Genomic DNA, 23,991 nt, shown 5'->3' on the forward strand with positions numbered 1-23,991 from the left:
ATACTATTAAATTAACTTTTAGACGATTATATTTTTTGGACGATAGCATCATTGATTATTGTAACACCTCTCATCGCCAATTATGAAATCACAACTCTATAATTGTTTTGGCAGTCTATAAAACATACTGAATGAGCGCAAAGTTATCGCCCTGTACCAGACAATTTGTCAACTGCTGAGTTCAGCAAATTCCTTGTGTTTATAGATAGGTTTGTTTAGGGTAAGTGGATCTACGTTTGATAGACATTTATTTTTGGCGAATATAACCATCCATCCTTTTTAGTGATGTCCATTCTTATTAGATGTCGATAACGTTAATAAAATCTTATTCTATTTCTTTTAATAACAGACAGTCGTAATCATTTTTTATCACTTAATTTTTATCGTTTTTACACCCCACCAAGGAGACTATATATGTCAACTGTTTATAAGTCAGCGATCGATCTAGTACGTGAATTAAAGCAAAAACACGGTAACTGGCAAAATATCAGCGAAACTGATGCTGCACGTATGATGGCACAAAACCGCTTCAAAACCGGTTTAGATATTGCAAAGTATACTGCAAAAATCATGCGCCAAGACATGGAAGACTATGACAACGATACGTCTCAGTACACTCAGTCTCTAGGTGCTTGGCATGGTTTTGTTGCACAACAAACGATGTATGCTAAGAAAAAATACTTTGGTACTACTGCTAAAACTTACATCTATCTATCAGGTTGGATGGTAGCAGCATTACGCTCTGAGTTTGGTCCTCTACCTGACCAATCAATGCACGAAAAAACGTCAGTACCTAAGCTAATCGCAGAGATCTATACGTTCTTACGTCAAGCTGATGCTAAAGTATTGAATGACTATTTCCGTGAGCTAAACGCTGCTGAAGAAGCCGGCCAAGACACCTCAGCCATTCTAGAAAAAATCGAAAACTTTGATTCGCATGTTGTGCCAATCATTGCTGATATCGATGCTGGTTTCGGTAACGAAGAAGCGACTTACTTGCTAACTAAGCAAATGATTGAAGCTGGTGCTTGTGCTATTCAGGTTGAAAACCAAGTATCTGATGCTAAGCAATGTGGTCATCAGGCTGGTAAAGTAACTGTACCGCATGAAGACTTCATCTCTAAGATAAATGCTATTCGTTATGCATTCTTAGAGCTTGGTGTTGAAGACGGTGTTATCGTTGCTCGTACTGACTCTGAAGGCGCGTCACTCACGCAAAAAATCCCAGTATCAAATGAGCCAGGCGATCTTGCTTCTAAATATATCGATTTTATCGAAATGGAAGAAGTAACGCTAGAAGATGCTCTAGAAAATGACAGCCTGCTTAAACACAACGGTAAATTAGTACGCCCTGTTCGCTTGCAAAACGGCTTGTATCAATTCCGTGAAGACACCAACATCGATCGCGTTGTACTTGATTGCGTAACTGCTCTAGAAAACGGTGCTGATCTACTATGGATCGAAACGCCTACGCCAAACGTTGAACACATCAAAATGATGGTTGATCGTATTAAAGAAGAGCAACCAAAAGCGAAGCTTGTTTATAACAACAGCCCATCGTTCAACTGGACGCTAAACTTCCGTAAGCAAGTTATTGCAGAGTGGGAAGAAGCTGGTAAAGACGTTTCAGCATACAACAAGAATGACTTGATGAGCGCTGATTATGACGGTACTGAATTGGATGCAGCGGCTGATGAAGCGGCTAAAAACTTCCAAAAAGACGCGTCACGTGAAGCTGGTGTATTCCATCACTTAATCACTCTACCGACTTACCATACGACTGCTCTTAGCGTTCATGAACTTGCTAAAGGCTACTTCGGTGAAGAAGGTATGCTTGCTTATGCTGCTGGCGTACAACGTAAAGAAATCCGTGAAGGCATCTCTTGTGTTAAGCACCAAGCAATGGCAGGTTCTGACCTTGGCGATGATCACAAAGAAATCTTCTCAGGCGATAATGCTCTGAAAGCTGGTGGCGGCAAGAACACAATGAACCAGTTCTAATAACCGACACTTTGTAAGTAATTTTTATCAGTAAAAGTTATAAAAAAAGCCGCCCTACATCATGTAGGGCGGCTTTTTTATGGGCAGACGTTACCCACTATAAAGAATACAATCAAAAACTCAGTTGAATAACAAGCATCTCAAAAACTGACTCTCGATAGAAAACGCGCTTTAATCGTTAGAATGACGGTCATCAGTATGGCTATTGCCCTTAGCTTTCATCTCAGACCTACGTTTTGCGTTGAGTTTTGCGTTGAGCTTGGCGTGGTTCATACGCCTAGTACTTCTACGAAATGTGCGATACAGTGTTTTTATAAGTCTATAAACCATATAAAACACCCCTACTAATACGACAAGCCACCATAGTCTAATCAAAGTGATGGCGACTTCTCTTAACATCTCCCAACCCTCTTTGAATGCCTGACCCACTTGTGCGTTAAAGCTTGGACGTTCAGCGTCTATCAGTAGATCTATATTTTGCGTCGTTTCTTTATAGCTGATATCCGGTTGCGTAAAGGTTAAGTTGATCGTACTGTATTTCACTCTATCCGCAATATTCATTTGCTCTAACTGCGCATATTCCTGCTGTTGCCGAGCCGCATAGGTGGCGGTGATCGTATCGACATTACTGGTTTGATCTTTATCATTTTTGCTATCAAGCCGTTCTTGACTGAGATCCTTTGCCATATCGCTATTGAGCTTACTTGCCAGTTGCTCACGATATATATCCAAAGTGACGTCTTGAGCTGAGAATTCCTGTTCATTCAAAAAAGCCACTTGCTGCTGTACTTGTTTTAGGAACTTGTTCACGTTTTGTCTAGGGATACGTACGGTCATCTCAGCTTGTCGATAATAGGTTGTCAAAACAACGTTCTTATCCCCTTGCACAAAACCACGACTATCACGCTCCCGATTGCTAATATGACTTGATGCAACGTAACCCTTTTGCTGATAGGTTAAACCTTCAATAGCGCTACTACTCTCTACCACATCCTCTACTTTAAAGTCAGCTGCCGCGTTGATAAGTAAGGTCTTACCTGCTATTTTTATATCAGCCGCTTGGCTGTTAAGGGTTTGCTCACTATCATTAGATAGGTTTTGTAATTGTAATTTAGGTAAGTCTTCATTATTGGTATCTGATATATCAGCACCCTGATCCGCTATCTCTTCAATCGCTTGTTCCGTAGCCACATATTCGGTCTCAGCACTACTTTGTTCAGATTCATATTCCTCATTTTGTTGACTGCAGCCACTAGCGATAATAGTAGTCAAGGCTATAACGCTACATACTTTAACCCAAGTCACCGTTTGGAAGATGGAGTCAATGTAACCCGATGCTAACGTGTTTGATTTGAGGGCTTGTCTTACAGAAAAAGCCCCTGTCTTTTTTAGTCTCGTTTTCATCGCTGTAACTCCATTTTGTCTTACTTTTGTTTAATTCCTTGCCTTGATTATAATGATTATTTGCCAAAAGTATATTGCTAAGGATAAAACGCATGCAAACTGTCAAAATTTCACTTGTCATTGTGAGGCAGCTTTCATACGATGTTAGTCAGTTGACTATGATTCTCGAACTATAATTATCGAACCACTAATACCTGACTATGATTATCGAAATTTGATTACCTGACTAGGAAAATACGATGCAAGAAATAGAGCTGAAGTTTTTGGTGCCAGAATCGCGGTTAAAAGGTTTGATGCGTCAAGCCCAAGTCAAATCGTCACAAGTACTGCAACTGGCGGCACACTATTACGATACGCCTGACCAGCAGCTTGCACAAGCAAGTATAGGCCTGCGCATTCGCAAAGAAGGCGATACATGGGTACAGACTATCAAAGCGGGTGGTGATGGGATTGCGGCGCGCTTAGAGCATAATGTTTTATTGGACAATGAACAGGTACAAGCGATGCTCGATAATCATGAGCTCATGCCTGATTTGACAATATATGAAGACACTCCAATCGCTGAGGCATTGGCTGATTTTAAACTCAAAAAGCTAACAAAGACGCTAACACGACTTTATGTTACTGACGTCGAGCGCACTACGCGGTTGCTAACAGAAAGTAATGAGGATGAAACCGATAATTGTATCGAAATGGCTTATGATCAGGGAGAAATTATTCATGGTACTGATGAAACTCGGCGCAAAGCCATTCGAGAAATAGAGTTTGAATTGGTGTCAGGAGATTTAGATTTTCTATTTACGACTGCCAAAACATGGTGCAAGCGCTATAAGCTGTGTCTATCTACCGTCACCAAAGCCGAAAATGGCGGCTTACTTATTAATGAGCAGAGCCACAGTCCTGCAGTCAACGCAAACCTAAGTCAATTGCAAATAGACAAAGACAGCAGTGCACCTGCCTTTATACGTGCGGTAGTACACAATTGCTTATTGCAGATACTACCAAATAGTAGTGCTATCGTCGCTGGCAGCATAGATGATAATCATACTTTACAATTACGGATTGGTATTGATCGCTTGCGTACTGCGTTGAAAGTATTTGTCGACTTCTCTGATGAAATTAACCCTGAATGGCTGCCGATACTTAATCAAACTGCGAACTTACTTAGCGATTATTATCAGCTTTCTTATATCAATGCACAGATCGAACCTGAGCTACAAGCATGTGGCGCGCCTGCCGTTGACTGGACGACAGATATCGAGAATATTAAAATTACACCCATTAATACGCTGCAAGCCAATGACTTTCAAATAACGCTATTAGAGCTGATTGCCTTTACCATGAGCGATCCCAGCATTGAACCTCAGACTGATCAGCTTGCCCGTGATAAGATGGGAAAAGTCCTCTCCAAACAATATAAAAAATGCCTTAAAACCAATAAAAAAACTGACGAAGTAAGTGTTACTGAGCTTATGAGCGATGATGTAGACGAAGACATCGCTCATAATGACCAACCTGAAAGCGAGTTGCTCAATCAGTTAAGAGATTTGCGTTACATCAGTGAATTCTCCGTACCTTTACTAAGTAAGAAAAAAGCTAAGAAGAAAACCAAACGTTGGCTAAAACGGCTGATAAAAGCGCAAAAAGCGTTAGAACAACTGAACGATGATAATCAATATCAACAGCTCTACAATCTAAAATCAACAACAGATGCTAATGCTTTATATGGCGCGGGTTGGTTTGCAGCCATACTGACTGATGACCAAAGTCATATTGACGCACGTTTAGCAAAATTTGCGGACAGCTCAACGTTTTGGCAGTAGTAATATTATTTTTAAGACGGATACTGCTTTCATAAAGTAAAACCACTCCATAAAAAAGACAGCTTGTTATATAACTGGCTGTCTTTTTTTATCGTATTTAAATAGTGTCTATCAGCGCCATGGCTAAATTTGTACGCAACACGACCTAATCAACAACGATCGTAACGGGCATGCCCTCTTCTACTTGCTCAAATAATTCTACAATATCTTTATTACGCATACGTATACAGCCATGTGATAGTGGAGTACTCATTAGTTCAGTATCTGGTGTGCCATGGATATAGATATAGCGCTGATAAGTATCACAGCTGCCTTTGCTGTTTCTGCCTTTATTAACGCCTTCCTCAAGACCGCTTAACCATAAAATACGGCTCAGTATCCAGTCGCGCTCAGGATGTAATACGCCAAAATCCGCACTATACACTTCTCCTGTAGGAACACGCCCTATAAACACAGCATTTATAGGCTCACTCCCGCCTATTTTTTCTGCCACCACGTGCTTCCCTAGCGGCGTACAGCCACTATCTTGTTGACTACCTATGCCATTCTTTGCAGTGGAGACCACATATTGTACAACTACAGTTTGCTGCTGATACATCGTTAATGTTTGCTCAGCGATATTAATAACTAGTTGTTTATCAAGCGTCTTATTATTGGTCATAAATGCTTCCGACTATCAGTCATTCATCAGATTACTATCAAGGTTATTAGCAAAATGATTGAAAATTTCTATTATCAAGGGATTGTATCAAGACATTTGGCACCGTAATATAGGGGCACACTTTTTGATGCTAGCAGATTATGACGACTATTTCACCGACACGTGTGTCGATGTATGATTTTTTATATCATGATACCCAGCCGATGCTGTCACTTTTGGCCGATGCTGCACAGCTCTCTCTACCGCAAGCTCGCTTAGGGATGGATGCCAGTCTACAAGCCATCGTAAGTGCGCTGCTCGCCTATCAGCAGCGTTATCAGGGACAATCAGTCAGCAAAAAGCTATTTAGTCGTAGTGCTGTTAAAGAGTTACGACAGTATAACTCAATGAACTTTGCAACCATTAACGCCACAATGTACCATCGTCACGATGCAGCAGATGCTGTATTTAGCGATAATGCCCGTGTCATAAAGGCAAGCGATCGTATTGCAGAAAAAATTGACGCAACGACGCAACAAGCACAAATTTTACTCACCGCTTTGTGTGTGATTGTACTCCGTGAGCTGGCTATCTTGGCAGAATACAGTCAACTCGATAATGATGAAATTAATAAATGGTTCGCCTTACAACCACAGTTTTTATCCGCAACACGTTTTGCAGCAATTGAGACAAACACTTTAGCAGCCGAAAACGCCCCAAATGCACAAGATAGCACAGAACCACATTTATTAAACATGGAACAGCTGCCAAGTGCCCCACCAGCTTTTGATACTTACTGGTACGAGCTGACAGCATTCAAACCTGAAAATCATGATCCTGTGCAAGACATGCAATTGGCAACTGGCAACTACCTAAAAGCCATCGGGCGCTCACCTGATAATTTGCAGCAAGGCCGCCATAATGACATGTTGGTGTTTGTAGAAATGCAGGCAATTGCGTTACCCCACCAGCGCTGGTTGTTACAGCTGGCTAAAATCTCGGATATCTATCTCAGCCGAAACCGTCTGCGCGTAAACTCTGAACCTGCCAATCCCCCGAAACCACCATTGGTTAGCTTGGGGCTAATCGGTGGCAATAATGACAACACACCAGCAACGATCAGTGAAAAACCGATTGAGTATGAGACCTCAACACCGCTTTGGAAAAACCCCGTTATTCTCATTATTCTTGTCGTCATCGGTATTCTTGGTGCGCTCGCCACTCTCAAATATCAAAGCCAAAAATCTGATGGTGCTATCCTTGCAACAGAAGAGGTCATAGAGCAAGGCCTCCTCGAAGAACGTCAGCAGCAAGATGTGGCCATCGTAAAAGTAGACGATGATGAGCCTGTCATTGCAGACACTGCAAAAACTGAGTAGACAAAAATAACCATAAAAAATCAGCCGTAAAAAAACAGAGGCACTATTAATATAGGCCTCTGCTTTTTTTGCGATTTAAATTTTCACTTAGCTATAAAAATAGCCCAGCAAACTTACTTAGATAAATCACGACCACGGCTGGCTTCGATCGCCAAACGTAATCCGTTCAAACGAATGAAACCTTCGGCATCTTTTTGATCATACGCACCAGCATCATCTTCAAAGGTAGCGATTTTTTCATCAAATAGTGAATCGTCTGATTTACGACCGACGACACTCACAGCACCTTTATATAGTTTCACGCGAACGGTACCGTTGACATACTCTTGTGATTTGTCAATCAACGCCTGTAGCATCATACGCTCAGGGCTGAACCAATAGCCGTTATAAATGATTTTTGCATAGCGCGGCATCAGCTCATCCTTTAGATGCGCAGCTTCACGGTCTAGCGTTAGCGACTCAATACCGCGATGCGCTTTTAGCATAATGTTACCTGCTGGCGTCTCATAGCAGCCACGTGACTTCATGCCTACATAACGGTTCTCTACGATATCCAAACGTCCGATACCATGACTGCCACCGATTTCGTTGAGCTTAATCATCACTTCATAAGGCTTGAGCCGCTCGCCATCGATAGCAACGATGTCGCCTTTTTCATATTCTAGCTCTAAATACTGTGCTTCATCAGGAGCTTGCTCTGGACTGACCGACCAACGCCACATATCATCTTCTGCTTCGGCATAAGGATCTTCTAAGATACCGCCTTCATAAGAGATGTGCAGTAAGTTAGCATCCATAGAATAAGGTGATTTTTTCTTATTACCTGCATAGTCGATGGCAATGTCATGCTCTTTGGCATATTCCATCAAGCTCTCACGGCTTGATAAATCCCACTCACGCCAAGGGGCAATGGTCACAACGTCTGGAGACAAGGCAACTGCACCAAGCTCAAAACGTACTTGGTCATTACCTTTACCAGTCGCACCATGGCTGATCGCATCGGCGTTGTGCTCTTTGGCAATCTCAACCAAACGCTTGGCAATTAATGGGCGCGCAATAGAAGTACCTAGCAGATACTCGCCTTCATAGATGGCGTTGGCACGGAACATTGGGAATACATAATCACGGGCAAACTCTTCACGCAAGTCTTCGATATGAATGTGCTTGATGCCCATGGCTTTAGCTTTGGCTCGTGCTGGCTCAACTTCTTCGCCTTGACCGATATCAGCAGTGAAGGTAATCACTTCGGCATCATAGGTTACTTGTAGCCATTTTGCGATGATTGAGGTATCAAGACCACCTGAATAGGCCAGTACGATTTTATTAATATTTTTTGGATCAAGCTGAGCCATGAATAACTCCTATTATGAGAATTGACTGTGTGAACTATGCTAAGGGTAAAAGACGCTAAGAATCAATCAAAAGATACATTGCTTGCTCAGTGTACATCATATTTACTATCGGCAAAAGTGTAACTGCCACAAGGTGCTAGCTTTTGGTATTCATTTGCTTATCGTCTCACGCCATTATGTGCATAAAACTCTCATTCATCTTGGTAAATGCACAATGACCCATAAATGATATATAGATATCTTGTCGCATATTTAGTCGCATATTTAGTCGCGCAGGCAAATCTGTTATTATAGCCACACAGCATCATTTCTTTTTATTCCCATAAATGACGATATAGAGCGCGATGACACTATGACTGATTCAATGACCGAATTGACCATCCTTCAGCCAGATGATTGGCACATTCACCTCCGTGATGACAGCGCCTTAGCCACTACCGTACCGCATGCAGCCAGTAGTTTTAACCGTGTTATTTGTATGCCAAACCTAGTACCACCTGTCAAAAATGTCGACGATGCGCGTGCCTATCGTGCGCGGATCATGGAGCATCTACAAGCTAGCGATTTGGCTGCAGAGCGCCAAGCAGCATTTGACCCGCGCATGACGTTATACTTAACAGATCGGACGACGGCGCAAGATATCGAAATGGCAGCACAGTCAGGTATCGTCCAAGCAGTCAAGCTCTACCCTGCTGGCGCCACCACTAACTCTGCAGATGGTGTCACTGATATCAACGCCTGTGTGGATGTCTTTGAAGCGTTAGAAAGGCACAACCTGCCACTACTGTTGCATGGCGAAGTGACACAAAACCATGTGGACATTTTTGACCGCGAAAAACGCTTCTTAGATGAGGTATTGGCACAAATTATCATCAAATTCCCGACGTTAAAGATTGTGATGGAGCACATTACTACCAGTGATGCGGCTGACTTTGTCTTGGCGCAAGGCAATCACATTGCAGCTACTATCACCCCGCAGCATTTGATGTTCAATCGCAACCATCTGTTGGTTGGTGGCATCAAACCACACTTTTATTGCTTGCCTATCTTAAAGCGCGAAAGTCATCAAAAAGTCTTATTAGATGTCGCCACCAGTGGCAATCCAAAGTTCTTCTTGGGCACTGACTCTGCCCCACATGCAACGGATAAAAAAGAAGCGGCTTGCGGCTGCGCTGGCTGCTATAGTGCGGCAACTGCTTTGCCTTTGTACGCCACCGCTTTTGATAGTGTTGGTAAAATAGACAAGTTAGAAGGGTTTGCGAGTCGCTTTGGTGCTCAATTCTATGGCTTGCCAGTTAATGAAAGCACGATTACCCTAATCAAAACGCCTATGCAAGTACCCGCAGGCTACCCTTATTTTGATGGCTCATCATTGACCCCGCTTATGGCGGGCGAGACGCTGCCTTGGTCTATCAAAGCATAGTACTTGTAAAGCATAGCACTTATAAAAAACAGTACTTTTAAAAAATAGCATTTACCAAACATAGCACTTATAAAGCAACCTCTTTATTTTATCCTATGATATCAATAATGCCTTTGTACTGAAGGAGCGGTTGATTTCATGGGATACTCATTTCTAATTCAATATAACAATACGACTGATAAAAGCGATTTAACCTGATATGACCACTAAAAACGATGCCGCCTTACCGAACGACAACTCATTAAGCAATGTAGATGCTAGCCTCAATGTCGTGTCAACTACTCACATCGAAGAGAGCGCAGCAGACGAGCAAGCGCCTATGGGTTTGAAAGACCGTTTTCGCAAGTTTCTGCCTGTCGTCGTCGATGTGGAGACAGCAGGTTTTAATGCGCAAACGGATGCTTTGCTAGAAATGGCCTGCATTCCTGTATTACTCAATAAGCAGGGTGTGTTTTATCCTGGTGAGGCATTCAATGCTCATATCGAGCCCTTTGAAGGCGCGAATCTTGAGCCAAGCGCGCTTGCCTTTACTGGTATTGATCCCAACAATCCGATGCGTAAAGCCATTGCCGAAGATGAAAAAACCGCACTACGCCGAATTTTTAAAGGCTTAAAAGAAGTCCGCCGTGCTGAAGACTGCCGTCAATGTGTCTTGATTGGGCACAATGCGCATTTTGATTTAGGGTTTTTAAATGCAGCCGTGCTACGTACCAACAGTAAAAGCCACAACCCATTCCATAATTTTTCAGTCTTTGACACAGTGACCCTATCAGCGCTTGCCTTCGGTCAGACAGTGCTGGCACGCGCTTGTAAAGCAGCAGGGCTTGAGTTTGACGGTAAAAATGCCCACTCCGCACTATATGACACCCAAAAAACAGCCGAGCTATTCTGTCATATACTTAACCATTATCCTATGCTGGCCAATGCGATGCATAATGAGGACACTAAAGAAGAATCGGGCGGTAGCGATAATACATAAGTCACATATCCTATGTTGCCAACCATACGTAATAGTGCTATTTATAATACTTGATGACTTTGACATCTTGGACATCTTGATTTGACAATCAATAGGGATATGATTGATACCAATTTCAGTAAGTTGACAAACCTTTCTGACTTTATGTAGTACTGTTAAAGGGACTTAATAGCTTACTTACTTGCCACTATTTCACTCCCAAACGACGCTGTTATATCCTATAGATGGTTTAAGTTGCTCACACTGCCTTGATAACTGCTATTAGTAGCACTGCTGCTGTTAAGGCGTAATAGGAGGGACTTTATTATGGATCCACAACTTAAGTTATGGGGCACCATCATCGGCTATATGCTGCTCGCCTTAACTATTAGTGCTTGCACGTCTCTATGGATTCGCCATCATTTAAAGAGTAATGACTTACATCCACGCCGTGCGCTCAAAAAAAGATACTTAATATTAAAAAGACGAAGAAAAAGGCTTGACAGCAAGCGCAGACGCCATTAAAATACGCACCACTTCGGCATAAATGGTGAAAGCAGCTGAGGTGTTGTGTTACTAGTCCCCATCGTCTAGAGGCCTAGGACACCGCCCTTTCACGGCGGTAACGGGGGTTCGAATCCCCCTGGGGACGCCACTATTTGGCGTCACTTATCAGCACTGTTACCGAAAGGCATCAGATAAGACTGATAAATGTACCATCAAAAAGTCCAATCACAATATATCGTGATTGGACTTTTTTTATGTCTGTTCATTTTCCCGGTTTATTTTCTTGGTATTGCAACTAACTGCTACTGTAGCTTTCAAATATGGACAAGCATGGATTTATAGTCAGTTCACTATAAAAAAACACGACAAATAAAAAATCCGCCTACCAACCCTCTCCTTTATCTGTTTTTTCACTCCTGCTCTGATATCAAAGTTATAATCAATACTAAATAAAATGGGTACACGACATTATGATGCGTGACTGGTACAAATTTTTCTTACTTGCTGTGCCTACTACCTACGCAGACAGAGGCGACAAAAAACTTATATCCGTCACGTTGTCTCTTTTTATATTGACCTGACTATAATTATCAAAAGCTATCAAAATTCATAACAAAAAAAGCCAGCAATCTTTGCTGGATTTTCGGTATAAACGGTCTACTTTTTATGACCTAAAAAATCTTATCCGATATCATGAACCACAGTAGCGCTAATATAATCAGCGAGCCCAATATGGTCTGAATCAAGAAAAAGGCTTGGTGCTGTCCGACAACTTTACTTAAGGTTAAACCTAAGGTGCTATATTGTATCGGCTGACTGTCAGTTTCGCCTGTGCTGACATGCTTTTCATAATAACCTTGCAGGATATCTAAAAACTCCGTCCATTCGTCAGTGCTCCACTCATAAGGCTTAAACGGTATAAACTTCTTAAGTTTAGGCTCTTTAATCATCCAGCGCTCAAGAGTAATCGAGCGCAGTGACCAACCAGCGAAACGACGATCTTCCAGTGCTGAAAAATCTAAAATGGTTAAGTCTTTGTGTCGATCATCCATTATCAAGCGATTTTTGAGATTGGTTAATGCTTGCTCACTACCTTCCACACACTGTAAAAAGTAACCATTGCCGTAGCAAAGAATACCCGTAATATTATCAGCTTTGTTATGTTTGCTGGCGACTTCTGCGATATCGTTCAGTGTACTGGCGTTTGATAGACCAGTCGACGTGATGCGGCTCAAATACACAAGTTGGCAGAGATCTGTCGTTACTGGATTTGTCGAATCATTGACTACTGACAATCAGCTTCTCCCTATTTTCAGGTAAATGTAGCTAAGACAACCATACTAACTTTAGAAAAAACATAGAGACAAGACTTTCGAAAACATCGAATTGGCTTGGTATATTATTGATTTTATAAATGTTTATATTAATTGTATTAAGTTGGTTACATCATAGGCTAGTTTAGTCATCAAATCAATATATGTTTATATTACATCATTAAGTAGTAATACTAAATAATATAATATATTCATTCATAATGATAAAAAACGTGATCAGTTAACGATAGAACCCTCATTTAGATTGTAGAGTGATACAGAATGCTACTTATGACAATATCACTTGCCGCGTTATGTAAACTCATCGATATGCCAGCGTAATGATTTGGATTAATAACAAGTAGTGAAGGTAAGCCAATAAAGAGAAGATTGTTTTTTGATATTTATCAAAATAACTAGGCTATCAGATAGCGATCTTTCAAATTGAAGATATGTCCTAAGACTGGGCTTTAAGAATCGCTGCGAGCAAGATAGCATCATCAGGATAGGTGAGCTTGATGTTTTGGCGACTGCCAGTCACTAGACGAATAGGCAATGCTAGATATTCAAATGCACTGGCTTCATCGGTGATATCGAGTTTGTGTTCAGCCACATGCTTCAATGCTTGTCTTAGCTGTCCTAAACGGAATACTTGCGGCGTTTGGGCTTGCCACATATTACTGCGATCAATCGTTTGTTTAACATAAGCACTAGACGTGTCTTTGTTTACGTTTAGAGAATCACGCATAAGCTCAGAGTGAGCGCTGGATTGTTTGTAGGATTTCTTTAGAGTGTCAGCAACAGGGGTCGCTAAGATAGCGCCATAAGGCTCAAACATTGCCGCTTCAATGACTTGTTCAATATCATGAGTGGGAACTGCTGGACGCGCAGCATCATGAATGAGCACCAAGTCTGAGTCATCCACACCTGTACTAACGATCGCCTCTACCCCCGCCTGTACAGACTGCCAGCGCTCAGCGCCGCCAATAGCATAATGAATAGGTAGCGCAAAATTGAGCGTCTCTGCTTTGCTGTCATCTGCTGCGACGACCAATAAACATTTATCAATATAAGCACTACATCCAAGCCTTGCCACACTGTGCTGTAGTAAGGTCTGCCCTTGCAGCATAGTATATTGCTTGGCGATAGAGGCACCAAAACGATTACCGCGACCAGCAGCGACGATCATGGCATGTATATTAGGTATGGTATTCATGAGGTGACGTTCATAAAGTAGTAATCAGGGTTTGATTGCATGATGATATGGCTGGGAAGGCATGAGTATTAAGAGGAGAAGTAATAGTGGTTTCGAGAAAAGCAAAGCCATCGTTATCAATAAAAACTCATTACGATGGCGTTAAAAATTAGTAGCGACTGTGCGTCGTTGGTGCGGTTGATACTTGGACAAACGTCTCATTTGGCTTAATCAAACCTAAGTCTAAACGCGCATGCTCTTCTACTGCCTCAAGTCCATTTTTTAAATCATAGACGTCAGTACGTAATAAGTTATTTGCGGCCACTTGATTGTCATTTAAGCGTTGCTGATCTTCAGTCTGAGTCAGTAGTTTATTATGCTCAAAGCGCCCATTTTCACCCAGCCAATACTGATATTGCAGTCCTAACAGCACCGCAACGGCTAAAGCAAGTAGTATAAATTGGCTAAAGTATTTCATGTGATAGGCCAAACGATAGAGAGATAATAAAATAAATACCAGCTAAGCTTGCTAGACAATATATCAAAAATGACATATTGCCTAACCTTAGCTAATTAGCCACGTAGACCGATAAACTCTTCGCGACCACGGTAGCTTGCACGTACTTGTTGCTCGATACGTAGCAGCTGATTGTATTTCGCCACGCGATCTGAACGGCATAGTGAGCCAGTTTTGATCTGACCAGCAGCAGTACCAACGGCTAAATCTGCAATGGTGCTGTCTTCAGTTTCACCTGAACGATGCGAGATAATCGTCGCATAACCATTTTTCTTCGCCAAATAAATCGCATCTAGCGTTTCTGATAAGGTACCGATTTGGTTGAATTTAATCAAAATCGCGTTGGCAATATGCTTATCAATACCTTCTTGTAAGATAGCAGGATTGGTCACAAACAAATCATCACCAACCAATTGGACTTTATCACCAATCTGCTCAGTTAAGTATTTCCAACCATCCCAATCAGATTCATCAAGACCGTCTTCGATAGAGATAATAGGATATTGACGCGCCAACCCTACTAAATAATCTGAGAATCCTTGGCTATCAAATGCTTTATTGCCCTCGCCTGCCAAGATATATTGACCGTCTTTATAAAATTCACTAGCCGCACAATCTAATGCAAGATGAATGTCTTCGCCAGCTTTGTAGCCGACTTGCTCAATCGCTTGCATGATAACGGTGATAGCTTCTTCATTGCTACGTAAATTTGGTGCAAAACCACCTTCATCACCAACCGCTGTGCTCAAGCCTTGTGATTTTAAGACGGACTTTAGACTGTGGAAAATTTCCGTGCCAGCACGTAACGCTTCTGAGAAGCTGGTGAAACCAACTGGCTCAATCATAAACTCTTGGATATCGATTGTGTTATCCGCATGCTCGCCACCATTTAAGATGTTCATCATGGGTACAGGCATGGTCAGCGACGTCTGGTTGCGCAAATTGGCGATGTATTGATGTAGTGGCAAACTCTGTGACTTGGCAGCGGCTTTTGCAGTGGCAAGAGACACGGCTAGCATCGCATTGGCACCAAGGCTGTCTTTGTTTTCTGTACCATCTAGCGCAATCATGGCATCATCGATACCTTGCTGCTCGGTGACCTCTTTATCCATCAACGCACTGCGAATCTGGCTATTGACGTTGGCAACGGCTTTTTTGACGCCTTTGCCCATATAGCGGTTTTTGTCGCCATCACGTAGCTCAAGTGCTTCACGTGAGCCAGTAGACGCGCCACTTGGGGCAGCAGCACGGCCTACAGTACCGTCAGCTAAGATAACATCGACTTCAATCGTTGGGTTACCGCGCGAGTCTAAAATCTCACGAGCACGAATGTCTTTAATTGCGGCAACGTTGGTGGTTTCTTCAGCGTACATAATGTCTGTTAATTCCTTTGGTCATGCCAAGTTTGTGGGATAAATAACGGCAACTAGAATACAAAAAAGATAAAGCAAAATATCATATAGCCCTATACCTAGACCAGATTTTTCTACTGATATACTCGGCTAGTTTTGAGCAGGCTTCAGGGTTTGTTTAGTACTTTAACCGTCAGCTATAGTGGTTGGCATCATAGCATAAATTTTACCAAACTTCCCTTATCTTACATCGACTGGCGGTCACAAAACCACACATAGATAGCCAAATATTAATTATCAATTTGTCTCAGTAGCTAGGATATCAAAAGTAAAATGACTCTTATGCTTTTATTGGGCGTTCCGCTTTAGTCTGAGAGGCAGATACCGTGTTATCAAGTTCTACCTCCGTTTTAAATCGAGTTAGACGTAGCGCATTCATTAATACAGAAATAGAGCTAAGCGCCATCGCAGCGGCGGCAATCATAGGATTTAAAAAACCAAAAGCGGCAAGTGGAATGCCAAGACAATTATAAATAAAGGCAAAAAACAGATTCTGCTTAATATTACGTAGCGTGGCTTGCGCAATTTTTTGCGCGGCATCGATATGCATCAGCGACTCGCCCATCAAACGGGCAGAAGCACTATGCTGGGCAACATCTGTGCCTTCAAACATCGCAAAACTGGCATCGGCGGTTGCCATCGCTGGCGCATCATTGACGCCATCACCTGCCATTGCGACTTTGTGACCAGCCGTTTGCAACAAGGCGATTTGGCTCGCTTTATCGCGTGGGCTCATCTTGCCATAAGCTTGCTTGATACCCAGCTGCCCTGCGACATGATCGACGACGGACTGCTTATCACCACTCATCAAAATGACATTGATACCAGCATCTTGCAGCGCAGTAATGGCCTGAGGGGTATCGGCTTTTAAATCATCAGCTAAAGCAAAAGCACCTAAGGCTTCATCGTTAATACTAATGGCAACGGTACTGGCGATTTGCCATACTTTTGGCATCAGCTTTGGTAGCGTTAAATTGGCAAACTCTGCGGTGCCGACTTTTACCACACCCAAACCTTCAATGTTCGCTTGTATACCAGCGCCTTTAACGACACTAATATCCGTAACATTCATTAGTGGCAGATTACGGTCTCTTGCAGTATTTATTAACGCGGTGGCTAACGGATGGCTGGCATGCGCCTCAACGCTGGCGGCAATCTGCAATACATCATCCACAGCAAGCGACTTATCAACCATCACCTGATCGACGATAGTCGGTTTGCCAATGGTCAATGTGCCAGTCTTATCTAAGACAACCGTATCAATATTACCTGCCGCCTCAAGGCTTTGGGCATCTTTAAACCATACGCCATGACGCGCAGCGACCCCCATACCAGCCATAATAGCCGCTGGCGTGGCTAAGCCAAGCGCACAAGGACAAGCAATGACCAATACCGATACCGCATGCATTAGGGCAGTATCAACCATACCGGTCAGCCACCATGTGACCCCAAAGGTGACTAGAGCAATCGTTACCACCACTGGCACAAAAATAGCCGTGACTCGATCAGCTAGACGCGCCAAGTCGGCTTTTGAGCCTTGCGCATCGCTGAGGGCTTGTACCATATCACCCAGCTTTGTATCACTGCCTTTAGCACTGACGCGATATAGTAAGCTGCCGTTTTCGACTAAAGCGCCTGCTAGTAGACTATCACCCTCTTCTTTTTTGAGCGGTACTGACTCACCCGTTAAATGACTCTCCACACACCAGCCACTACCTTCTATGACTACCCCATCCGTTGCCACACGGCTACCTTGTTTGGCACGCAAAATATCACCAATTTGCACGTCTTTAAGAGCTACATTATGAAAATCACCATTTGGCTGCTGCTGTTCAACTTCATCAGGCGTTAAAGACAATAATAAATCAATACTGTTAAGACTGTGTTTTTTGGTACGCTCTTCTAAATATTTACCCGTTCGCACAAAAGCAATAACCATCACCCCAGCTTCAAAATACACAGCAGGGCTATTGCCAGTCCCATGACCACCAGCGTGCCCACTTTGTAGCAGGCTGTTTAACGTACCATCGCCATGCGTCAGCCACAGATATGTTGAATACGCCCATATGGTTACCGTACCAATGACGACCAGCACATCCATATTAGCAAGACCACCTTTGATGGATGCCCAAGCGCTCTTATAGAACGGTAATGCCAAGCCAAATTGTACAATCGTCGCTAGGACAAACTGAATCCAAACCGGTGGCATCCACGCCATACCAAAACCTGTCAGCATACCTGCCATACCAACTAAAAACGGCAGCAAACATAGCCACAAGCCAATCAAGCGCCACGGGTACTGAGTCGCCGCATCTTTATCCGTTTGGGCAAACAAACTATCAGCTGCCTGCAAGTTGGCAACGAAACCTGTTTTATTTACCCATTCTGTGACTTGCTCAGGCGTCGTCTGGGTCGGATCATAATCGACATTCGCGGTCTCGCCAGCGAAGTTCACACTCACCTCGTATACCGACGGCTTTTTATTGAGCACCTTTTCAATTCGCGAGGCACAGGCCTGACACGTCATGCCATCAATAGCCAACTGCAAGTGCGCACGCTGCGGCGCGAGCGGCGTATTGGACTGAATGTCAGTTTCTACATCGTAGGCGTTATGATTGTCAGTTTGGGTAGAATCATTCATAAATAAAACTCGGTATGGCGTTTATGCGTTTATGCGTTATGGCGTTATAAAGTCGTCTGAGCTAAAACAACAACCCAGTGGAGGGGACATCTAAGTCAAGCAAGTAAAATATTCTGCTATTGAATATTACTGTAATCGAATCGAATAATTAGCATGCTATTATCATCAGTAATGGCAATAATGGCAATAATGGCAATAATGGCAATAATGCTAAATAATGATCCTAAATGGTCATGATTGGTAGCCATTCAAATTCTTTAATTTCTTTGACTTCTTCAGCTGTATTGAAAAGGATAGCTCTATATTTTGACGCTACTATCAATAATTTTTAACCATTAAAAAACCAGCCATGATAGCCGGTTTTTTATACAAATGGATAAGATTAAGCGTTAGCAACGGTAGCATCAAAGCCAGCGTCATCGATAGCTGACGCAATGACTTCTGCACTGGTTTTACTATCATCAAAAGTGACCGTTGCTTGATTGTCTGCAAGCTCGATACTGATATCATCTAGCCCATCAATATCGGCGGTGGCGTTATGGACGCTAGCCACACAGCCACCACAAGTCATGCCGTCGATTTTAATAATACGTGTTTGGTTTGCCATGTTAGGCTCCTTATTTTTATTAGTGAAAAATAGCCTTGATAGCTGTTCTTTAATATTTACCTTTTAAAGTTTATCAAAGCTACACTAAACAAGCATAAGCGCTATCATCTTCAGTAACAAGACTGTTTGGTTGTTACTTTATTAAAAGACCTATCATCAAAGAATGTTTTGCTCAACGCTAATCATCATGATGTGGATTTTGCGGTGAATCGATAGGAAACGGTTGGGTAACATAATCGACCATGCTAATCGCGGCAGTTAGGGCGTGAATACTGGTATTGGTATCATCATAGCGCACGGTTGCAACGTCATTATCAGGATCAAGCTCAATCGCAGTGACTCCTGTAATATTCTTAAGCGCTGTCATCAAGCTATCAAGACCTTCAGCGTCATCGATATTTTCGATACTGACTTGTGCAACTTGTATGGCCATTATCTTACTCTCTTATAATCTATACTATTAATGAGTATCTAATATCTCAAAGCCTTTAACGAGATCATCAATTTGCTTAAGCTGACGTAAAAATGGCTCTAACTGACTCATTCTCAAGGCGCACGGACCATCACATTTTGCGGTTTCTGGATTTGGATGCGCTTCCAAAAACAACCCTGCCAATCCAGTTGCCATACCTGCACGTGCAAGTGTCGTGATTTGCTCACGTCGTCCACCAGCGCTATCACTACGACCACCCGGCTGCTGCAAACTATGGGTGACATCAAAAAATACCGGTATGTCCATCTGCTTCATGGTGTCAAAGCCCAGCATATCGACGACCAAATTATTATAACCAAAAGCACTACCGCGCTCACAAAGTATCAGCTTGTCATTACCACCTTCGAGGCATTTATTGACGATATGGCGCATCTCATGCGGCGCTAAAAACTGCGCTTTTTTGATATTAATAATCGCATCGGTCTTCGCCATCGCATGCACCAAGTCAGTCTGACGCGATAAAAACGCGGGCAATTGGATGATATCAGCAACTTCAGCGACGGGCGCTGCTTGATACGGCTCATGCACGTCAGTAATAATCGGCACTTGGAACTTTTCTTTAATTTGTCCCAGCAAATCGATACCTTTTTCTAATCCAGGACCTCGATACGAATGCAGGCTTGAGCGATTGGCCTTGTCAAAACTGGCCTTGAACACATAGCCGATGCCCAAACGCTGACAAATCTCGACATACTGCTCAGCAATTTCGAACGCCAATTCTTTGGACTCTAAGACATTCATACCACCGAACAGCACAAAGGGCTGATCGTTACCGATATTAATGGTATTATTATTCGGAGTCTTAAGCTGAATATGTGATTGCGCTGTTAATAGATTTTCCATGAAACCCTTGTCCTCATTATTGTTATCAACACGTATATCCCATATTGTAACCGATAGCCCAATTAAAAAAAGTATCCAAGCGTAATTAGATATCGCTAACTAAAAGAATATCTAAACAACCATTATCACCCATCAAATTAAGCAAAAAAAAGACCAATCCGTAGATCAGTCTTTTTTGGTGAAAATAACGCTTTCACACTATATTTCACAACACTTCACATTTTAACGATTACTTTGTTTCGCTATGATTTTTTGCGGCTTTCACAAAGCTGTTAAACAGTGGATGACCACCACGTGGCGAGCTGGTAAATTCAGGATGGAACTGTACGGCGACAAACCATGGATGCTCGCTAATCTCAACCGACTCAACCAAATGCTGCTTGGCAGAATAACCCGATATCGTCATGCCTGCTTGCTCTAATGGCTCGATATAACGGTTGTTCATCTCATAACGATGGCGATGACGCTCCGTGATATTGCTAGCGCCATAGATTTGGCTCAGCTTGCTACCAGCGACCAGCTCGGCTTGCTGTGCGCCTAAACGCATGGTGCCACCAAGGTCCGAGTCGTCACTGCGAATCTGTAGCTCGCCGCGCTCATCTAACCATTCAGTGATCAGACCAATAATTGGCTCAGCAGTCTTGCGATCGAACTCAGAAGAGTTGGCATCGATACTCATCACATTACGTGCGTATTCGATAACGGCCAACTGCATACCAAGGCAAATACCCAAATATGGCACGTTGTTTTCGCGAGCATAAGTAATGGCTTTCATTTTACCCATGGTACCGCGCTCACCAAAGCCACCGGGCACTAAGATAGCATCGGCATCATGAAGCTGTGCAAATAAAACATCGTCGCCTTCCAAACGTTCGGCATCGATATAATCAATTTTCACATCTACTTTATGAGTGATACCAGCGTGTAATAATGCTTCGTTAATTGACTTGTACGCATCAGGCAGCTCGACGTATTTGCCGACCATCGCTACGGTGACCGTTGATTCAGGATTGAGCTGGGCTTCAACCACTTTGTCCCAATCGCTCAAATCTGCTTCAGGTACGTCCAAACCAAAGCGCTCACAAATCAAATCATCAAGATCTTGCTCATAAAGGGTACGCGGTATTTGATAAATACTTTGCGCATCTTCACACATGATGACCGCGCGTTCTTCGACATTGGTAAACAATGCAATCTTACGGCGATTGTCTTGTGAGATATGATGATCAGAGCGGCAAATTAAGACATCAGGCTGTAAACCAATAGAACGAAGCTCTTTAACCGAATGCTGGGTAGGCTTGGTTTTGGTTTCGCCGGCACTGGCAATATAAGGTACCAAGGTCAAATGCATCAGCATGGCGCGATTGCGACCTAGCTCTACTTGCATCTGGCGTACCGCTTCCATAAAGGGCAGCGACTCGATATCACCGACCGTACCACCAATCTCAATAATAGCGATATCATAACCCTCGCCACTGGCAAGGATTTTGCTCTTAATCTCATCAGTGATATGCGGGATAACCTGCACAGTACCGCCAAGGTATTCGCCGCGGCGCTCTTTATTCAGTACATTCTGATAGATGCGACCGCTGGTAAAGTTATTACTCTTACTCATCTTAGAGTGGCGTAAAAAACGCTCATAATAACCCAAATCTAAATCCGTCTCCGCCCCATCTTCAGTGACGAACACTTCGCCATGCTGGAACGGACTCATGGTACCTGGATCGACGTTAATATACGGATCCATCTTGGTCATTGTCACGTTCACACCGCGCGCTTCGAGTATCGCAGCAAGAGAAGCAGCAGTGATACCTTTTCCTAGTGAGGACACTACCCCACCGGTCACAAATATAAACTTGGTCATAGTACTCTTTCGGTAATTGGTAAAGAAGGATTTTACTAAAGATACGCCAAAAAATATAGGGCAAAAGCGCAAACTATCCGAAACTCTTGGTTTTTGCTCAATGTTTATTGATTAAAACCGCATAATAAAAAAACTCACCCCGAAGGATGAGCTTTTTAGCAGAGTATTTATGCAGCATATAGTCGATACTAAATAAAATAGATACACGACATTATAATGCGTGACTGGTACAAATTTTTCTTGCTTGCTGTGCAAGCGCAGACAGAGGCTACAAAAAATTCATATCCGTCACACTGTCTCTTTTTTATATTAAACTGACTATGTTGAGTTAGAATTTATATTCTAAACCGCCACCGATAGCAAATACATCCGCATCACCACGAGCTTTAACTGAGTCAATGGTGTCATCAGCATTGTTTCTGACAACGAGCAGACCGTTCTCTAAATCTGCAGAGTTTTGACCGATATAAGCATGAGCAATCATATTGTCTTTGAACTTATATTTACCGCCCAATACAATTTGGTCTGAGTCGTTGCCACCAAGGCCAGCCAAGTTCTCAGTCTTATCATACTGAAGATAAACAGACGCTGGGCGAGCAAAGTTAGTTAGACCCATCTCAGCACTAACGACCAACCCTTTCTCTTCATCATCTGAATTATCAAAATCAACTTGCTGGTATAGCGCGCCTAGCTTCACTGGATAAGCCATGTATTTGCCCAAATCGACACTGGCACTACCACGTAGAATCTCACCTGTGACGCTCATGTCTTTGTCATAACCAACACCTGCAGTAAAGCCAGTACCTGGATCAAACATCAATGAAGCACCAAAGCCACTGTCACGATCATCGCTATCAGAGACAAAAGACTCATCAGCACCGTATTGTAAGGCAAGCTCTAATGGTAGACCATTGTATTTGGGTGCAATCCATACGATTGAGTTATTAATACGCTCACCATCAGTCAAGGTAAGCGCCTCACTCAGCGTACCATCACCACCAAGAGAGCTTGAGCCTATATTATCCCAATAACCTTCGTTAACGGTTACGTTGTTGACGTAATCTGACACTGAGTAGTTGCGACCAAAGCGAAATTGACCGTAGTCTTTGTTTTTAAAACCTAGATAGGTGTCACGGCTTTTAAAACCAATGTTGCTGCTACCGCTGTCATCGATCTTGATGCCATACTCTAATTGATAAATCACATCAGTATTAGCAGTGATTGCTTCGGACCCTTTGAACCCTAGACGTGAAGAATGCGAGCTGACTTGTACTGAGCTGCTGTCTTCATTGATATTGATAGTGTCGTTAGGCAGATCCATAGACTGACGATCAAGCTCAGCGTTGACATAGTTAGCAGTGACGAATGCTTTGCCATAGACCGTTGGCGCGGCTTGAACGGCAGAAACTGATAGCGTTGCAATTGCTGAGGCTAAAAGTAATTTTTTCAAAGGGTATCTCCACTTGACGATTTGAGTGATAAATTGGCTAAGATTGACTGGCATGTACAATGGTATTGCTACAAACTCCCAAGACCATGATATATAACGAGCCACCAGAACGGCTTAGACACTACTTTATCAAGCAAATATTACAGTAAGATGAAAGAACAAAATTTAC

Annotated in this window: 20 protein-coding genes and 1 tRNA gene; 7 read left to right on the forward strand and 14 right to left on the reverse strand. The window is 42.8% G+C overall.

From position 1 onward, the window contains the following. The first annotated feature begins 414 nt into the window (after positions 1-414). Positions 415-2,001, forward strand: coding sequence for an isocitrate lyase (locus tag J5X94_RS03860; RefSeq protein WP_189580155.1), 1,587 nt, complete (start codon positions 415-417; stop codon positions 1,999-2,001). Positions 2,002-2,172: 171 nt separating this feature from the next. Here the strand turns inward: J5X94_RS03860 and J5X94_RS03865 are convergent, their stop codons facing one another. Continuing rightward, the gene (locus J5X94_RS03865) at positions 2,173-3,405 is read right to left on the reverse strand and encodes a DUF4349 domain-containing protein (RefSeq protein WP_210540216.1); all 1,233 of its coding nucleotides are present in this window, start codon (positions 3,403-3,405) and stop codon (positions 2,173-2,175) included. A 239-nt stretch (positions 3,406-3,644) separates the two neighbouring features. Between J5X94_RS03865 and J5X94_RS03870 the strand changes: the two genes are divergently transcribed. Then, positions 3,645-5,228: a CYTH and CHAD domain-containing protein gene (locus J5X94_RS03870; RefSeq protein WP_210540218.1), complete on the forward strand. Its 1,584-nt coding sequence runs from the start codon at positions 3,645-3,647 to the stop codon at positions 5,226-5,228. A 145-nt stretch (positions 5,229-5,373) separates the two neighbouring features. On the opposite strand, the gene J5X94_RS03875 is transcribed toward J5X94_RS03870, so the two are convergent. Beyond that, the gene (locus J5X94_RS03875; RefSeq protein WP_210540220.1) at positions 5,374-5,889 is read right to left on the reverse strand and encodes a L,D-transpeptidase; all 516 of its coding nucleotides are present in this window, start codon (positions 5,887-5,889) and stop codon (positions 5,374-5,376) included. 140 nt (positions 5,890-6,029) lie between these two features. On the opposite strand from J5X94_RS03875, the gene J5X94_RS03880 reads away from it, so the two are divergent. Beyond that, complete coding sequence (locus J5X94_RS03880; protein ID WP_210540222.1) at positions 6,030-7,247, forward strand: hypothetical protein; 1,218 nt, start codon at positions 6,030-6,032, stop codon at positions 7,245-7,247. A 113-nt stretch (positions 7,248-7,360) separates the two neighbouring features. Here J5X94_RS03880 and J5X94_RS03885 read toward each other — a convergent pair whose 3' ends face one another. Beyond that, positions 7,361-8,599, reverse strand: a complete 1,239-nt coding sequence (locus tag J5X94_RS03885) for an argininosuccinate synthase (protein WP_010196371.1) — start codon at positions 8,597-8,599, stop codon at positions 7,361-7,363. A 352-nt stretch (positions 8,600-8,951) separates the two neighbouring features. Here J5X94_RS03885 and pyrC point away from each other — a divergent pair, with 352 nt between their 5' ends. From pyrC to J5X94_RS03905, 4 genes are all read left to right on the forward strand, one after another. Then, entirely contained in the window at positions 8,952-10,022 is a 1,071-nt protein-coding gene (pyrC, locus tag J5X94_RS03890; RefSeq protein ID WP_026037065.1) for a dihydroorotase, read from the forward strand. 319 nt (positions 10,023-10,341) lie between these two features. Further along, on the forward strand, positions 10,342-11,001 hold the full coding sequence (rnt, locus tag J5X94_RS03895) for a ribonuclease T (RefSeq protein ID WP_210540531.1): 660 nt from the start codon (positions 10,342-10,344) through the stop codon (positions 10,999-11,001). Positions 11,002-11,307: 306 nt separating this feature from the next. Then, positions 11,308-11,505 carry a hypothetical protein gene (locus tag J5X94_RS03900; RefSeq protein ID WP_141629673.1) on the forward strand — a complete coding sequence of 66 codons (198 nt, stop codon included), beginning with the start codon at positions 11,308-11,310 and terminating at the stop codon, positions 11,503-11,505. Between the two features lie 54 nt (positions 11,506-11,559). Continuing rightward, a tRNA-Glu gene (locus tag J5X94_RS03905) sits at positions 11,560-11,635 on the forward strand. A gap of 523 nt (positions 11,636-12,158) precedes the next feature. On the opposite strand, the gene J5X94_RS03910 is transcribed toward J5X94_RS03905, so the two are convergent. From J5X94_RS03910 to J5X94_RS03955, 11 genes are all read right to left on the reverse strand, one after another. Then, positions 12,159-12,782 carry a BLUF domain-containing protein gene (locus J5X94_RS03910; protein ID WP_210540224.1) on the reverse strand — a complete coding sequence of 208 codons (624 nt, stop codon included), beginning with the start codon at positions 12,780-12,782 and terminating at the stop codon, positions 12,159-12,161. 475 nt (positions 12,783-13,257) lie between these two features. Further along, positions 13,258-14,016, reverse strand: a complete 759-nt coding sequence (locus tag J5X94_RS03915; protein ID WP_210540226.1) for an IspD/TarI family cytidylyltransferase — start codon at positions 14,014-14,016, stop codon at positions 13,258-13,260. A gap of 148 nt (positions 14,017-14,164) precedes the next feature. Further along, complete coding sequence (locus J5X94_RS03920) at positions 14,165-14,473, reverse strand: FtsB family cell division protein (RefSeq protein WP_010196361.1); 309 nt, start codon at positions 14,471-14,473, stop codon at positions 14,165-14,167. Between the two features lie 95 nt (positions 14,474-14,568). Further along, a complete protein-coding gene (gene eno / locus J5X94_RS03925; RefSeq protein ID WP_194619129.1) occupies positions 14,569-15,885 on the reverse strand; it encodes a phosphopyruvate hydratase in 1,317 nt (438 codons plus the stop codon). 319 nt (positions 15,886-16,204) lie between these two features. Beyond that, positions 16,205-18,565, reverse strand: coding sequence for a heavy metal translocating P-type ATPase (locus tag J5X94_RS03930; protein ID WP_210540228.1), 2,361 nt, complete (start codon positions 18,563-18,565; stop codon positions 16,205-16,207). Between the two features lie 116 nt (positions 18,566-18,681). After that, positions 18,682-18,813, reverse strand: a complete 132-nt coding sequence (locus J5X94_RS14005; RefSeq protein WP_266097130.1) for a hypothetical protein — start codon at positions 18,811-18,813, stop codon at positions 18,682-18,684. Positions 18,814-18,947: 134 nt separating this feature from the next. Next, complete coding sequence (locus J5X94_RS03935) at positions 18,948-19,172, reverse strand: heavy-metal-associated domain-containing protein (RefSeq protein ID WP_010196358.1); 225 nt, start codon at positions 19,170-19,172, stop codon at positions 18,948-18,950. A 178-nt stretch (positions 19,173-19,350) separates the two neighbouring features. Continuing rightward, positions 19,351-19,605 carry a cation transporter gene (locus tag J5X94_RS03940; protein ID WP_210540230.1) on the reverse strand — a complete coding sequence of 85 codons (255 nt, stop codon included), beginning with the start codon at positions 19,603-19,605 and terminating at the stop codon, positions 19,351-19,353. A gap of 27 nt (positions 19,606-19,632) precedes the next feature. Continuing rightward, entirely contained in the window at positions 19,633-20,508 is an 876-nt protein-coding gene (gene kdsA / locus J5X94_RS03945; RefSeq protein ID WP_210540232.1) for a 3-deoxy-8-phosphooctulonate synthase, read from the reverse strand. Positions 20,509-20,737: 229 nt separating this feature from the next. After that, positions 20,738-22,372, reverse strand: a complete 1,635-nt coding sequence (locus tag J5X94_RS03950) for a CTP synthase (protein ID WP_210540234.1) — start codon at positions 22,370-22,372, stop codon at positions 20,738-20,740. Positions 22,373-22,700: 328 nt separating this feature from the next. Continuing rightward, positions 22,701-23,822 carry a porin gene (locus J5X94_RS03955; RefSeq protein ID WP_210540236.1) on the reverse strand — a complete coding sequence of 374 codons (1,122 nt, stop codon included), beginning with the start codon at positions 23,820-23,822 and terminating at the stop codon, positions 22,701-22,703. Positions 23,823-23,991 lie beyond the last annotated feature (169 nt).

The sequence above is a fragment of the Psychrobacter sp. K31L genome, assembly GCF_017942195.1.
In the GTDB taxonomy this organism is placed as follows: domain Bacteria; phylum Pseudomonadota; class Gammaproteobacteria; order Pseudomonadales; family Moraxellaceae; genus Psychrobacter; species Psychrobacter glaciei.